This window comes from Streptomyces sp. NPDC004647, from assembly GCF_040609575.1.
Taxonomy (GTDB): domain Bacteria; phylum Actinomycetota; class Actinomycetes; order Streptomycetales; family Streptomycetaceae; genus Streptomyces.
Map to the genome: position 1 here is coordinate 1 of NZ_JBEXKU010000136.1, position 12417 is coordinate 12417.

The 12417-nt window shown below is 72.9% G+C and carries 12 protein-coding genes, 1 pseudogene and 1 riboswitch; of the genes and pseudogenes, 2 read left to right on the plus strand and 11 right to left on the minus strand.

Features of this window, described 5'->3' with window-relative positions:
• Positions 1–206: 206 nt before the first annotated feature.
• The 10 genes and pseudogenes from ABZW18_RS32870 to ribD form a co-directional block, all read right to left on the minus strand.
• Positions 207–1427, minus strand: a complete 1221-nt coding sequence (locus ABZW18_RS32870; RefSeq protein ID WP_356194723.1) for a hemolysin family protein — start codon at positions 1425–1427, stop codon at positions 207–209.
• Positions 1424–2779 (minus strand): hemolysin family protein, encoded by a 1356-nt coding sequence (locus ABZW18_RS32875; RefSeq protein WP_356194726.1) that lies wholly within the window; start codon positions 2777–2779, stop codon positions 1424–1426. Before ABZW18_RS32875 ends, ABZW18_RS32870 begins: the two co-directional genes overlap by 4 nt.
• Before the next feature lie 245 nt (positions 2780–3024).
• Positions 3025–3489 (minus strand): PH domain-containing protein, encoded by a 465-nt coding sequence (locus ABZW18_RS32880; protein WP_356194728.1) that lies wholly within the window; start codon positions 3487–3489, stop codon positions 3025–3027.
• 118 nt (positions 3490–3607) lie between these two features.
• Positions 3608–4456 carry an ATP phosphoribosyltransferase gene (hisG, locus tag ABZW18_RS32885; protein ID WP_356194730.1) on the minus strand — a complete coding sequence of 283 codons (849 nt, stop codon included), beginning with the start codon at positions 4454–4456 and terminating at the stop codon, positions 3608–3610.
• Positions 4457–4557: 101 nt separating this feature from the next.
• A complete protein-coding gene (locus tag ABZW18_RS32890) occupies positions 4558–4830 on the minus strand; it encodes a phosphoribosyl-ATP diphosphatase (RefSeq protein WP_356194732.1) in 273 nt (90 codons plus the stop codon).
• 51 nt (positions 4831–4881) lie between these two features.
• Positions 4882–5367, minus strand: a complete 486-nt coding sequence (gene ribH, locus ABZW18_RS32895) for a 6,7-dimethyl-8-ribityllumazine synthase (RefSeq protein WP_356194734.1) — start codon at positions 5365–5367, stop codon at positions 4882–4884.
• 73 nt (positions 5368–5440) lie between these two features.
• Entirely contained in the window at positions 5441–6760 is a 1320-nt protein-coding gene (locus ABZW18_RS32900) for a bifunctional 3,4-dihydroxy-2-butanone-4-phosphate synthase/GTP cyclohydrolase II (RefSeq protein ID WP_356194736.1), read from the minus strand.
• Positions 6757–6876, minus strand: a pseudogene (locus ABZW18_RS32905) (nicotinamide riboside transporter PnuC); the annotation flags it as partial. The gene ABZW18_RS32900 and the pseudogene ABZW18_RS32905, both read right to left, overlap by 4 nt.
• A gap of 17 nt (positions 6877–6893) precedes the next feature.
• Complete coding sequence (locus tag ABZW18_RS32910) at positions 6894–7556, minus strand: riboflavin synthase (protein WP_356194738.1); 663 nt, start codon at positions 7554–7556, stop codon at positions 6894–6896.
• 1 nt (position 7557) lies between these two features.
• Positions 7558–8691 (minus strand): bifunctional diaminohydroxyphosphoribosylaminopyrimidine deaminase/5-amino-6-(5-phosphoribosylamino)uracil reductase RibD, encoded by a 1134-nt coding sequence (ribD, locus tag ABZW18_RS32915; protein WP_356194740.1) that lies wholly within the window; start codon positions 8689–8691, stop codon positions 7558–7560.
• 148 nt (positions 8692–8839) lie between these two features.
• Positions 8840–8970, minus strand: a riboswitch (FMN riboswitch).
• 234 nt (positions 8971–9204) lie between these two features.
• On the opposite strand from ribD, the gene ABZW18_RS32920 reads away from it, so the two are divergent.
• The gene (locus ABZW18_RS32920; RefSeq protein ID WP_356194743.1) at positions 9205–10476 is read left to right on the plus strand and encodes an MFS transporter; all 1272 of its coding nucleotides are present in this window, start codon (positions 9205–9207) and stop codon (positions 10474–10476) included.
• Positions 10477–10972: 496 nt separating this feature from the next.
• Positions 10973–11659, plus strand: coding sequence for a DUF5995 family protein (locus ABZW18_RS32925; RefSeq protein ID WP_356194746.1), 687 nt, complete (start codon positions 10973–10975; stop codon positions 11657–11659).
• Positions 11660–11684: 25 nt separating this feature from the next.
• Here ABZW18_RS32925 and ABZW18_RS32930 read toward each other — a convergent pair whose 3' ends face one another.
• A complete protein-coding gene (locus ABZW18_RS32930; protein WP_356194749.1) occupies positions 11685–12161 on the minus strand; it encodes a phospholipase in 477 nt (158 codons plus the stop codon).
• Positions 12162–12417 lie beyond the last annotated feature (256 nt).

Here is a 12417-nt window from a genome sequence, read left to right on the forward strand (position 1 = left end):
CGGGCGCCGCTCGGGCGGCGGTATGTGTTGCTGGCGTCGGGCGCGGTGCGGGCGGGCCGCGGCCCGACGGACCGCGGCACCCAGGAGCCCCCGCTGGCCTGACGCAGGACGAGTCCGGCGCCAGGCGAGCGCGGGCTCCCGAGGCCGAGGTCCCACGGTGCGGGCCACGGCGGGCGCGGCCGGACCGGGTGCGCCCGCCGTAGTGCTCAGCCGGCCCTGGCAGGGACGGACGGTTCCGCGGCCGCCGGGGTCGTGTCCTCGGAGACGGCCGGAGACGGCGTGCCGTCCGCCGCCCGGGTGCCGTCGGCGGCCGCGGCAGCCTCCGGCGCCTCGGTGTCGCTCGCTCTCGGCGACGTCACCTGTTTCTCCGGCCGGCGACCCGCGGAACGCGCCGGGCGCCGGTGCGCGGGATCGTGGACCTCGCCGACGAGCGTCTCGAGCACGTCTTCGAGAGCGACGAGCCCCAGCACCCGTCCGTCCGCGTCGGCCACCTGGGCGAGGTGCGTTGCCGCCCGGCGCATCGCCGTGAGCGCGTCGTCCAGCGGGAGTTCGGCCCGCAGTGTGGCCATCGACCGCCACACCCGCTGCGGTACGGCACGCCCCGTCTCCTCCTGGTCCAGGACGTCCTTCACATGGACGTAGCCCATGAAGGAGCCGTCGGCGGCGACCACCGGGAAGCGCGAGTAGCCGGTGCGTACGGTCAGCTCCTCCACCTGCCGCGGGGTCACCGACGGATCGACGGTGACGAGACCGGCCCGGTCCAGCAGCACTTCGGTGACCGGGCGGCTGCCCAGTTCCAGCGCGTCGGCGAGCCGCTCCTGCTCGCCCCGGTCCAGCAGACCGGCCTGCCGGGAGTCCTCCAGCAGATGGGTGAGCTGCTCGCTGGTGAAGACCGCTTCGACCTCGTCCCTGGGCTCCACTCCGAACTGCCGCAGCACGAGCCGGGCGCAGGAGCCGAAGAACGCGGTGACCGGCCGGCACAGCCGTGCGAAGCCGACCAGGGTGGGGCCGAGCCACAGCGCGGTCTTCTCGGGTGCGGCCATGGCGAGGTTCTTCGGCACCATCTCGCCGATGACGAGGTGGAGGAAGACGACCGCGGCGAGCGCGATGGCGTAACCGAGCGGGTGGATCACTCCGTCGGGCAGATGCGCGGCCTGGAACGCCGGCTCCAGGAGGTGCGCGACGGTGGGTTCGGCGACCGCGCCGAGGGTCAGCGAGCAGACGGTGATGCCGAACTGGGCGGCCGCCATCATCTGCGGCAGGTTCTCCAGCCCCTGCAGAACGGTGCGGGCCCGCGTCGAGCCCTCCGCGGCGAGCGGCTCGATCTGGCTGCGGCGTACGGACACCAGGGCGAACTCGGCGCCGACGAAGAGGCCGTTCCCGAGCACCAGCAGGCCCGCGAACAGCAGTTGCAAGAAGTTGCTCATCGCACGGCCGCCTTCGCGCTCTCCTGCGTGATGTTCTCGGTCGCCGCGCCGTCGGTCCGTACGACACGGACCCGCTCGGCGCGGTGATGGTCGACCAGCCGCACCCGCAGCCGCCAGCCGGGGAGCTCAGCGGTGTCCCCCGGCACCGGGATGCGCCCCAGGAGGTCGGCGACCAGACCGGCCACCGTCTCGTAGGGCCCTTCCGGCGCCTCCAGCCCGATCCGCCGGAGGGTGTCCACCCGGCAGCTGCCGTCGGCGTCCCAGGCGGTACGCCCCTCCTCGGTGTGGGCCGCGGCGAGCTCCGGCAGATCGTCCTCGTCGTGCTCGTCGCGCACCTCGCCGACGAGCTCCTCGACGATGTCCTCCAGGGTCACGACCCCGGCCGTGCCGCCGTACTCGTCGACGACGACCGCGATCGGCTGCTCGTTGCGCAGCTGCTCCAGGAGCGGCTGGACCGGCAGGGTCTCGGGCACGAGCAGCGGAGGCACCGCGACCCTGCCAACGGGGGTGCGGCGCCGCTCGTCCGCGGGCACCGCGAGGGCGTTCTTGAGATGGACGATGCCGACGACCTCGTCCAGCCGCTCCCGGTAGACGGGGAACCGCGAAAGGCCCGTGGCCCGGGTGAGGTTGAGGACGTCCTCCGCCGTCGCGGAGGTCTGCAGTGCGCTGACCCGTACCCGCGGAGTCATCACATGCTGCGCGGTCAGCTCGCCGAGCGAGAGGGTACGGACGAACAGGTCGGCCGTGTCCTGCTCCAGGGCGCCGGCCTGTGCGGAGTGGCGGGCGAGGGAGACGAGTTCGTCCGGGGTGCGGGCGGAGGCCAGCTCCTCGGTGGGCTCGACTCCGAGCGCCCGTACGAGCCGGTTCGCGACGGCGTTGAGCAGCGCGATGACCGGGCGGAAGAAACGGGAGAAGGCGTGCTGCGGGCCCGCCACGAACCGGGCGACCTGGAGCGGCCGGGAGACGGCCCAGTTCTTCGGCACCAGCTCGCCGATCACCATCTGGACGGCGGACGCGGTCAGCATGCCGACGACCACGGCGGCGCCGGGCACGACGCCTTCCGGGAGTCCGGTGGCGGCGAACGGGCCGGCCAGCAGACCGGCCAGGGCGGGCTCGGCGAGCATGCCCACCACCAGGGAGGTGATGGTGATGCCCAGCTGGGTGCCGGAGAGCTGGAAGGACAGCTCGCGCAGTGCCTTCACCACGGTGCGGGCCCGGCGGTCGCCCGCCGCGGCGGCGCGCTCGGCCTCGGGCCGTTCCACGGTGACAAGGCCGAACTCGGCGGCCACGAAGAAGCCGTTGGCGAGGATCAGCAACAGGGCCGCGGCGAGCAGCAGTAGGGGGACGATCATGCCGCCGCCTCGGAGGGAGGGGCGGCGCAGGTACTACAGGACGATCCGTCCATTGCCGGAGAGAGTCACTCCTCGGTTAGCAGGTGGCCCCGCGGCTCGCGACTGCGAGCGGGCTCCGGTCGGTGGTGCGGTGCGGGGCGGGGCGCCCACGCGCCGCCAGAGGACAGAGTAATCACTCGGAATTTGCGTGCGAAGGCACCCGGGCCGAGCAGTTCCCGGCCGACGGCCGGGAAGTGCGGCTCAGCTCATGCGTCACGCGGTCCGGTCCCGTACGTCTCGGCGAGGGCACGGAGGGCCCGGGCATCGCTGATGGCCTGCGTCTTGGCGATGCCCGGCTGGATGCCCATGGCGGGCAGGCTGGTGCCGTCCGCCAGATCGAGATAGACCCAGGGGTCACCGGGACGGAGATTCACCCGGAGCACCTCGGCCCACTCCAGCCGGCGCTTCGTCGTGAGATTGACGACGGTGACGCCACTTGCGTCGGCCTCGACCCTGGGGCGGCTGAGCAGCGCCAGGACCAGGAAGAGCAGCAGCCCGGTGAAGATGAAGCTGGCCCGCCCCCCCGCGCCCACCGCGGGCAGCAGCAGGGCGATCACCGTCAGCACGGCGAGCAGGGCGGTTCCGCCGGCGAGCAGGACGACCCGGGTACGGGTCGGCCGGAAAGTGACGGGAAGGCCCGGGAGCTCGGGCCGGGCGGCAGGGGCGGACACAGGGCGGTCCTTCGGTGGCAGGTGCGGGTGCCGGACGCGTATCGCGTCGGACTCCCGCGGTCGGAAAGTCGGCAATGAGCGGTCAGCGGTGGACCGGTCGGCGGTGGACCGTCGGCGGTCAGAGGCGGCAGGCGTGGATACCGGTGGTGAGAATCGCACGCGCGCCGAGGTCGTAGAGCTCGTCCATGATCCGCTGGGCGTCCTTGGACGGAACCATGGAGCGGACGGCGACCCAGCCCTCGTGGTGCAGCGGGGAGACCGTGGGCGACTCCAGCCCCGGGGTCAGGGCGACGGCCCGCTCGACGTGCTCGACGCGGATGTCGTAGTCCATCATCACGTACCGCCGGGCGACCAGGACGCCCTGCATACGGCGGAGGAACTGCTGGACCTTCGGGTCGTCGGTGGACGTGCCGGTGCGCTGGATGACGACGGCCTCGGACTCCAGGATCGGCTCGCCGATGATCTCCAGTCCCGCATTGCGCAGCGTGGTGCCGGTCTCGACGACATCCGCGATGATCTCGGCGACGCCGAGCTGGATGGCGGTCTCGACGGCGCCGTCCAGGCGGACGACGGAGGCGTCGACCCCGTTGTCGGCGAGGTGCTGGGTGACCAGGCCGGAGAAGGAGGTGGCCACGGTCATGCCGCCGAACTCGGAGACGTCCTTGGCGGTGCCGGGGCGGGTCGCGTAGCGGAAGGTGGAGCCGGCGAACCCGAGCCGGACGATCTCCTCGGCGTCGGCCCCTGAGTCCAGCAGCAGGTCGCGGCCGGTGATGCCGATGTCGAGCCGGCCGGAGCCGACGTACACGGCGATGTCCCGGGGGCGGAGGAAGAAGAACTCCACGTCGTTGTCCGCGTCGACGAGGACCAGTTCGCGGCGGTCCTTGCGCTGCTTGTAGCCGGCCTCATGGAGCATCGCCGACGCAGGCTCGGACAGTGAACCCTTGTTGGGGACGGCAATGCGCAGCATGGAGCGGATTCCTTCGTTCTCGGGGCCGGTGCCCGTGGGTGTTGTTCGCTTGGCGCTGCGGCGCGAGGGGAACGGGCGCGCGCCCGTCCCCTCGCCGCGGCTCAGAGGTGAGCGTATACGTCGTCCAGGGAGATTCCCCTGGCGACCATCATCACCTGAAGGTGGTACAGGAGTTGGGAGATCTCCTCGGCGGTACGGGCCTCGCCCTCGTGCTCAGCGGCCATCCACACCTCGGCCGCCTCCTCGACGACCTTCTTGCCGATGGTGTGCACGCCCGCGGCCACCAGCTCGGCGGTGCGGGAGGTGCCGGGGTCGCCGGTGGCGGCTTTGTGCTGGAGCTCGGCGAAGAGCTCCTCGAATGTCTTGTTCGCCATGGTGCCCTTAACCTACCGGGTCCGCTACGGGTGCTGTGCAGTGCCCGCTCCTCAGCGCCATGGCTCGGCGACGGTACGCAGCGTGGCGGCGGTGGAGACCGCGGCGGTGACCGCTTCGTGGCCCTTGTCCTCGGTCGAGCCCTCCAGGCCGGCCCTGTCCAGCGCCTGCTCCTCGTTGTCGCAGGTCAGCACGCCGAAACCGATGGGGACACCGGTGTCGACGGTGACCTGGGTGAGGCCCTGGGTGACGCCTTGGCACACGTACTCGAAGTGCGGGGTGCCGCCGCGGATGACGACGCCGAGGGCGACGACCGCGTCATAGCCGCGGCCCGCCAGGACCTTGGCGACGACCGGAAGCTCGAAGCTGCCGGGCACGCGCAGCAGCGTCGGCTCATCGATGCCCAGCTCGTGCAGGGCGCGCAGTGCGCCGTCCACAAGGCCGTCCATCACCTTCTCGTGCCACTGCGCCGCCACCACGGCCACCCGCAGGTCTCCGCAGTTCTTCACGGACAGTTCGGGGGCGCCCTTACCGCTCACGTCTCTCCTCGGTGCTGATCTGGTGCTGATCTTGTACATATCGTGCGGTTGCACGACTGCCGCATGCGCGGGCTCACTGGTTGCCGCAGGCGGAGGGTCGGGCTCCGCCCAGCGGGGACAGCGGGAGCTCGGCGTCCAGCCACGGCAGGTCGTGTCCCATCCGGTCCCGCTTGGTGCGCAGATACCGGAGATTGTGCTCGCCCGCCTGGACCGGCATCGGCTCCCGGTCGGTGACCTTCAGTCCGTGCCGGACGAGGGCGGCGGTCTTCTCGGGGTTGTTGGTCAACAGCCGCAGGCTGCGTACGCCGAGGTCGGTGAGGATCTGGGCGCCCGCGGCGTAGTCGCGTGCGTCGGCGGGCAGGCCGAGTTCGAGATTGGCGTCCAGGGTGTCCCGGCCGCGCTCCTGGAGCTCATACGCGCGCAGCTTGGACATCAGGCCGATGCCGCGTCCCTCGTGGCCGCGCAGATAGATCACCACGCCGCGGCCCTCGGTGGTGACCCGCGCGAGCGAGGCGTGCAGCTGGGGACCGCAGTCGCAGCGCATCGAGTGGAAGATGTCGCCGGTGAGGCACTCGGAGTGGACGCGTACCAGGACGTCCTCGCCGTCGCCGATGTCGCCCTGGACGAGGGCGATGTGCTCGACGCCGTCCACGGTGGAACGGTAGCCGTACGCCTGGAAGTCGCCGAACGCGGTGGGCAGCCGGGTCTCCGCCTCACGGCGGACGGTGGGCTCGGACGACCTGCGGTACGCCACCAGGTCCTCTATGGAGATGATCGCCAGGCCGTGCTTGCGGGCGAACGGGATCAGCTCGGGCAGCCGCATCATCGTGCCGTCCTCGGCCGCGATCTCCACGATCGCGGCAGCCGGGCGCAGTCCCGCGAGCCGGGCGAGGTCGACGCCGGCCTCGGTGTGGCCGTTGCGCACGAGCACACCGCCGGGGCGGGCGCGGAGCGGGAAGATGTGGCCGGGGCGTACGAAGTCGCCCTGGGTGGCGGTGCCGTCGGCGAGCAGCCGGAGGGTGGTGGCCCGGTCGGCGGCGGAGATGCCGGTGCTGACGCCGTGCGCGGCCGAGGCGTCGACCGAGACGGTGAACGCGGTACGCATCGACTCGGTGTTCTGCTCGACCATCTGGGGCAGGTCGAGGCGGTCCAGGTCCACGCCCTCCATGGGCGCGCAGATCAGCCCGCGGCACTCGCTCATCATGAACGCCACGATCTGCGGAGTGGCCTTCTCCGCGGCGATGACGAGGTCGCCCTCGTCCTCCCGGTTCTCGTCGTCCACGACGACGACGGGGCGTCCCGCGGCGATGTCGGCGATCGCGCGCTCGACCGGGTCCAGCCGCAGGTCCTCGTCGTCGCCGTCGCCGTCGTACCAGCTCTGCAGTGCGGTCATGCCGCTGCTCCTTCCAGGACGGCCGCGCCACGGGAGCGCAGCCACCAGTCGCGCGTTCCCCACAGGACGAGGACGGGATGGATCACGTGGACGAGGCCGGAGAAGGCAGGGCCGTTCAGCCGGTCCGGAGCGGTCACTTGACGGCCTCCCGGGCAATGGTGCCGACGTCGGCGCCGGCGCCGAGCAGCCGCTCGACGTACTTGGCGATGACGTCCACCTCGAGGTTGACCGTGTCGCCCGGCTCCTTGATGCCCAGGGTGGTGAGCGCCAGGGTGGTCGGGATCAGGCTGACGGTGAAGTAGTCGGGGCCCGCGTCCACGACGGTGAGGCTGATGCCGTCGACGGTGATGGAGCCCTTCTCGACGACATACCGGGTCAGGTCGTCGGGGAGCGCGATCTTGACGATCTCCCAGTGCTCGGCGGGCTTGCGATCGACGACGACGCCCGTGCCGTCGACATGTCCCTGGACGATGTGGCCGCCGAGGCGTCCGCCGAGGGCCATCGGCCGTTCGAGGTTGACGCGGGACCCGACGACGAGGGCGCCGAGACTGGAGCGGCTCAGCGTTTCGGCCATCACATCGGCGGTGAACTCACCGTCGCCGGTGTCGACGACGGTGAGGCAGACGCCGTTGACGGCGATCGAGTCGCCGTGCTTGGCGCCCTGGGTGACGACGGGGCCGCGCAGCCGGAAGCGAGCGGAGCGGGTGGGGTCGCCCTCAGCGGCGGCCGGGAGAGAGTCGCCGAGATGCTCGACGGCGGTGACCTCACCCAGTTCTTCGACGATTCCGGTGAACACGTCAGCTCTCCTCGGGGGGCGTGGCGTTGGCGGTGGGTACGGCGGTGATGCGCAGGTCGGGGCCGAGTCGCGTGGCGTCGGTGATGTCGAGCCGCAACGCCTGCGCGATCGTGCTGATTCCGGCGTCGGCGAGCGCCGCGGGGCCCGCGCCGAGCAGTGCGGGGGCGAGATAGCCGACGACCTGGTCGACGGCGCCGGCCGCGACGAAGGCGCCGGCGAGGGTCGGGCCGCCCTCCAGCAGGACCGACCGCACGTCGCGCCCGTGGAGGGCGTCGAGCAGGGCCGGGATGTTCAGGCCCCGGCGGGGCGCACGGGGGAGCCTGACGACCGGGGCGAGACCTTCGAGGTGTGCGGCGTCGGCGTCCTCGGCCACCGCGACCAGTGTCGGCGCATGGCCGTCGAGGACACGGGCGCCGGGCTTGACGGCGGTGGCGTTGCTGTCGACGACGACGCGCAGCGGCTGCGTGATCCCCGAGTCCAGCAACTCGGCGTCCCTCGGGCGCGAACCGAGCTGCGGGTCGTCGGTGCGGGCGGTGCCGGAGCCGACGACGACGGCGTCGGCCTGGGCCCGCAGCCGGTGGACGTCCGCGCGGGACTCGGGCGAGGAGATCCATCGGCTGGTGCCGTCGGCGGCGGCGGTCCGGCCGTCGAGGGTGGCGGCGTACTTCCAGAGCACGAAGGGGCGGCCGAGGCGTACGGAGGTGAGCCAGGCGAGGTTGCCCGCCTCGGCCTCCTCGGCGAGCAGTCCGCCCTCGACCTCGATGCCGGCGGCGGCGAGGGTGCTGGAGCCGCCGGTGGCGGCCGGGTTGGGGTCGGCGACGGCGTAGCGCACCCGGGCGATGCCGGCGTCGATGAGCGCCTGGGTGCAGGGACCGGTGCGGCCGGTGTGGTCGCAGGGTTCGAGTGTGACCAGAGCGGTGCCGCCACGGGACCGCTCCCCCGCGTCGCGCAGGGCCTCGACCTCGGCGTGCGGCCCCCCGGCCCGCCGGTGCCAGCCTTCGCCGACGATCTGTCCGGAGACGTCGAGGATCACGCACCCGACAACCGGGTTGGGGCTGGTGGATCCGAGACCGCGGGCCGCGAGCGCGATGGCGCGGCGCATCGCGGCGCGTTCGGCTGGGGCTGCGGGGGCCACCGGGTCCTCCTGCCTCTTCGGGCACGGACTCCGGGGCTGTCGAAATGACAGAAGCGGGAACAACGCATCGGAGGACGCCGAGGCCGGGACGTACAAAGCGGTCCGCGAGGACGGACCCGCCGGGCGGCGGCGCACCGGTGCTTGCCCGCCGCGCACTGCCTCCCATCCGGACTTTAACCGTCGGTCCAGGAATTTCACCTGGTCAACCGGCCGCTGGCGGCGGACGGGTCGCGGACTGTAACCGCCGGTTCGGACTTTCACCGACCCCGGAGTGCGCTGACGTCACTGGTACAGGCCCCAGTGTGCCATGAGATACGGGCCCGAGTGGAGGCCGCCTCCCTGTGGGTTGGCTCACGCGGCCGCACCGCCGCGGCGGGGCGCTACGGCAGGGCGGCCGTTCCCCGGGCGGCGAGCAGGGGCCCCGCAGCGGACCGGCCGGCGCAGCGGGATCATCATTGCGCGGCGGATTGCGCGGCGGATTTGCGCGGCGTTTCTTCGGGGAGGAGTGACGGGATGGAGAGTATCGGCGCGAGGGCCGGAGTCGGCGGGGCCGGTCCGGCCGGTTTCCGGGAACGGACCCTGCGCCGCGCCCGTATCGCCGTCGCCGCCGTGTTCGCCGTGCACGGCGCGGTCACCGGCAGCTTCGCGACCCGTATCCCCTGGATCCAGGAGCACACGGACATCGGTGCGGGCCAACTCGGCATCGCTCTCGCCTTCCCCGCGGTCGGCGCCTCCGTGGCGATGCCGCTGGCGGGGCGGATCAGCCACCGCTTCGGTGCCCGGGCCGCCCTGCGCGGGCTGCTCGCCCTGTGGACCGCCGCGCTGGTTCTCCCGGCGTTCGCCCCCGATTTCCTCGCGCTGTGCTGCGCGCTCTTCGTCCTCGGCGCCACGGCCGGTATGGCGGATGTCGCGATGAACGCCCTGGGGGTGGAGATCGAGGAACGGCTCGGGCGCCCGATCATGTCCGGGCTGCACGGGATGTGGAGCGCGGGGGCGCTGGCGGGTTCGGCGGCCGGTACGGTCGCCGCCCACGCCGGTCTGGACGCCCGGGCGCATCTGGCGATCGCCGCCGCCGTCCTCACCGTGCTCGGCGCCGTCGCCTGCCAGGGGGTCCTGGACCTGCGCAGCGCACCGGACGAGCACCCGCCGCCGCGCTTCGCGCTGCCCCCGAAGTCCGCCCTGGTCATCGGCGCGGTCGGCTTCTGCGCCGTCTTCGCGGAGGGCGCGAGTCTGGACTGGTCCGCGGTCTATCTGCGCGACTCCCTCGGGACCTCGGCGGGCCTGGCGGCCGCCTCCACCACCGCCTTTGCCTGCACGATGGCGGTGGCACGGCTGGCCGGGGACGCCGTGGTGGGGCGCTTCGGGGCCGTACGGACCGTACGGGTCGGCGGTGTACTCGCGACGGCGGGCGGTGTGCTGGTCGTGGCGGCCACCCATCCAGTCATGGCCATGGGCGGGTTCGCGCTGATCGGCCTGGGGGTCGCGGTGGTCGTCCCGCTGGCCTTCGCGGCGGCGGGCCGCAGCGGTCCCGCTCCGAGCCAGTCGATCGCGGGCGTCGCCACGATCACCTACACCTCAGGGCTCATCGCGCCCTCCGCGATGGGCTCGATCGCCGACGCGACGTCGCTGACGGCGTCGTTCGGGCTGGTCACGGCATTGGCCTTCGGGCTGGTGCTGGGCGCGGGCGTACTGCGCCCAGCCGCCAGGAGCACCACGGGCGGGGCGCAGCGGGAGGCAGCGACCGAGCACTCCGGGGACGGGGCGGGCAGGCCTCAGCCGGGCTGAGGCTCCTTGGGCCCGTCCTCCGAACCGGTTTCCGAACCGGCCTCGGGTCCGGCCTCCGGTCCGGCCTCCGGTCCGGTTCGGGGCCCGGTGTCCGTTCCGGTACCGGCGCCCCCCGGACCGGCTTGCGGCTCCTGCTGCCGCGACGCGGCGTTCAGCGGGCACTCCGGATTCACGCAGCGCCCCGGCTCCCACACCGGGACGTACGCACCGAACACCTTGCGTCGCCTCACCGCGACCGCAGGGACCGGTTGATCGCACACCGGGCAGGAGAATTTCGCGGCACTCCAGCCGCGGCGCCCGTCGTCGCTGGCCATACCTCCACGGTAGGCCCGGTCACGTTCCCCGGCCAGGGCCGTGCGGCCGGAGCGCGCCCTGAGCGCCGGAGTCGCCTGCCGCGTTCCGTCAGGCCGTGCTCCGGCGCGTCCCGTTACGCCGTTCCGGTCATTGCCGACAGCAGGGGCCGTATCTCTCCGGACCGCGCTGCCACCCTGTGCGCATGACCACGACGAGAACGCCCGCGGCGGCGGACCTGCACCACGTGGCGGAGCGGATGCGCGCGCTGGACGCGGCGCTGCCGGAGCGGGACGGTGTCGCCGTGTTCAACCGGGTATATCTGGCGGTCACCGAGGAGATCGCCCGGCGCGGGTCGCTGGGGCTCTTCCAGGACCCGTCGGCCGCCTCGGAGTTGGGGGCCCGCTTCGGGCTGCGCTATCTGACCGCGGTGGACGCGGCGGCGGCCGGGCGGCGGCCTCCTGCCTGCTGGCGGCCGCTGTTCCAGCAGCGCCGCCACCCCGGCGTACGCCCGCTGCAGTTCGCGCTCGCCGGGATCAACGCGCACGTCGGGCACGACCTGGCCCTGGCGGTGGTCGACACCTGTACCGGGCTGGGCCGCGGGCCGGAGGCCCTGGAGCGGGACTTCGAGCGGGTCGGCGATGTGCTCGGCGCACTGGAGGAGCGGATCCGGGAGGACCTGATGCCCGGGCCCGACCTGCTGGACGTCGCCGATCCGCTGACCCATCTGGCGGGGACCTGGAGCCTGGAGCGGGCGCGGGACGCCGCGTGGGCGGCGTCCCGCGTGCTGTGGGGGCTGCGGCATACGGAGGAGCTGTACGGGGAGTTCGCGGAGCGGCTCGACGAAGGGGCCGGGCTCGTCGGCCGGTTCCTGCTCACCCCGCTGGGCTGAGCGCTCTCCGGCCGTCGGCCGGTGCTCAGCCCGCCGGGCTGAGACCCTCCCGGCCGAAGACCTTGACCGCTTGGTAGTAGGTCCACGCGGTGGAGTTGCAGGACGCCCTCGTCGCCCCGCCGTACACGGCGCAGACCCGTTTCAGGTCCTCGTAGAAGGCGCTGTCGACGCGTGCCCTGTTGGCGGCGAAGGTGCCGATCGCCTTGTAGTTGCGGTAGCCGAAGTCGTGCCGGGCGCAGGAGAACTGGAAGGGGAATCCGAAGGGGTTGTCCGGGGACGAGGAGCAGTAATCGGTGGACCAGTCGAAGCCGTACGCCGACCACGGTCCCTGGTCGGCCCGGGCGGCCGCCCAGGCGCTGTAGGCGGCGGCGCTGGTCTGCGTCCAGGCCGCGAGGACCTGCGGCTTGTCGGCGGGAACGGCGTTGGCGGACGAGGCGGTGCCCGCGACGGTCATCAGGGCGAGGGCTGAGGCGGCCAGAGCGGTGGAGAGTCTTCGGTGCATCCCACACCTCCAGAAGTCCGCGGCCCGCTCGTCGGGCCGCAGGTTCATGACAAGATGATGGGCACCGCATCAGTCCGATGACACTCCTTGCGCCCCAATGGACCATTAACTCTCGGATGTGCGGGGAGGTCAGAACCTGCACGGGACATGACGGCGGGGGGCCGGGCGGGCGGGGGGCGGCCGGCCGGGCGGCCCGCGCGGCGGGGGGGGGGCCGGGGGCGCCGCCCCCCCCCCCCCCCACCCCCCCAACCCCCAC

Coding starts and splice junctions, on each gene's coding strand:
- ABZW18_RS32890 (WP_356194732.1), bottom strand. CDS start 4,830: ATGGCGAACAAGACATTCGAGGAGCTCTTCGCCGAGCTCCAGCACAAA.
- ABZW18_RS32920 (WP_356194743.1), top strand. CDS start 9,205: ATGGAGAGTATCGGCGCGAGGGCCGGAGTCGGCGGGGCCGGTCCGGCC.
- hisG (WP_356194730.1), bottom strand. CDS start 4,456: ATGCTGCGCATTGCCGTCCCCAACAAGGGTTCACTGTCCGAGCCTGCG.
- ABZW18_RS32930 (WP_356194749.1), bottom strand. CDS start 12,161: ATGCACCGAAGACTCTCCACCGCTCTGGCCGCCTCAGCCCTCGCCCTG.
- ABZW18_RS32875 (WP_356194726.1), bottom strand. CDS start 2,779: ATGATCGTCCCCCTACTGCTGCTCGCCGCGGCCCTGTTGCTGATCCTC.
- ABZW18_RS32900 (WP_356194736.1), bottom strand. CDS start 6,760: ATGACCGCACTGCAGAGCTGGTACGACGGCGACGGCGACGACGAGGAC.
- ABZW18_RS32925 (WP_356194746.1), top strand. CDS start 10,973: ATGACCACGACGAGAACGCCCGCGGCGGCGGACCTGCACCACGTGGCG.
- ABZW18_RS32870 (WP_356194723.1), bottom strand. CDS start 1,427: ATGAGCAACTTCTTGCAACTGCTGTTCGCGGGCCTGCTGGTGCTCGGG.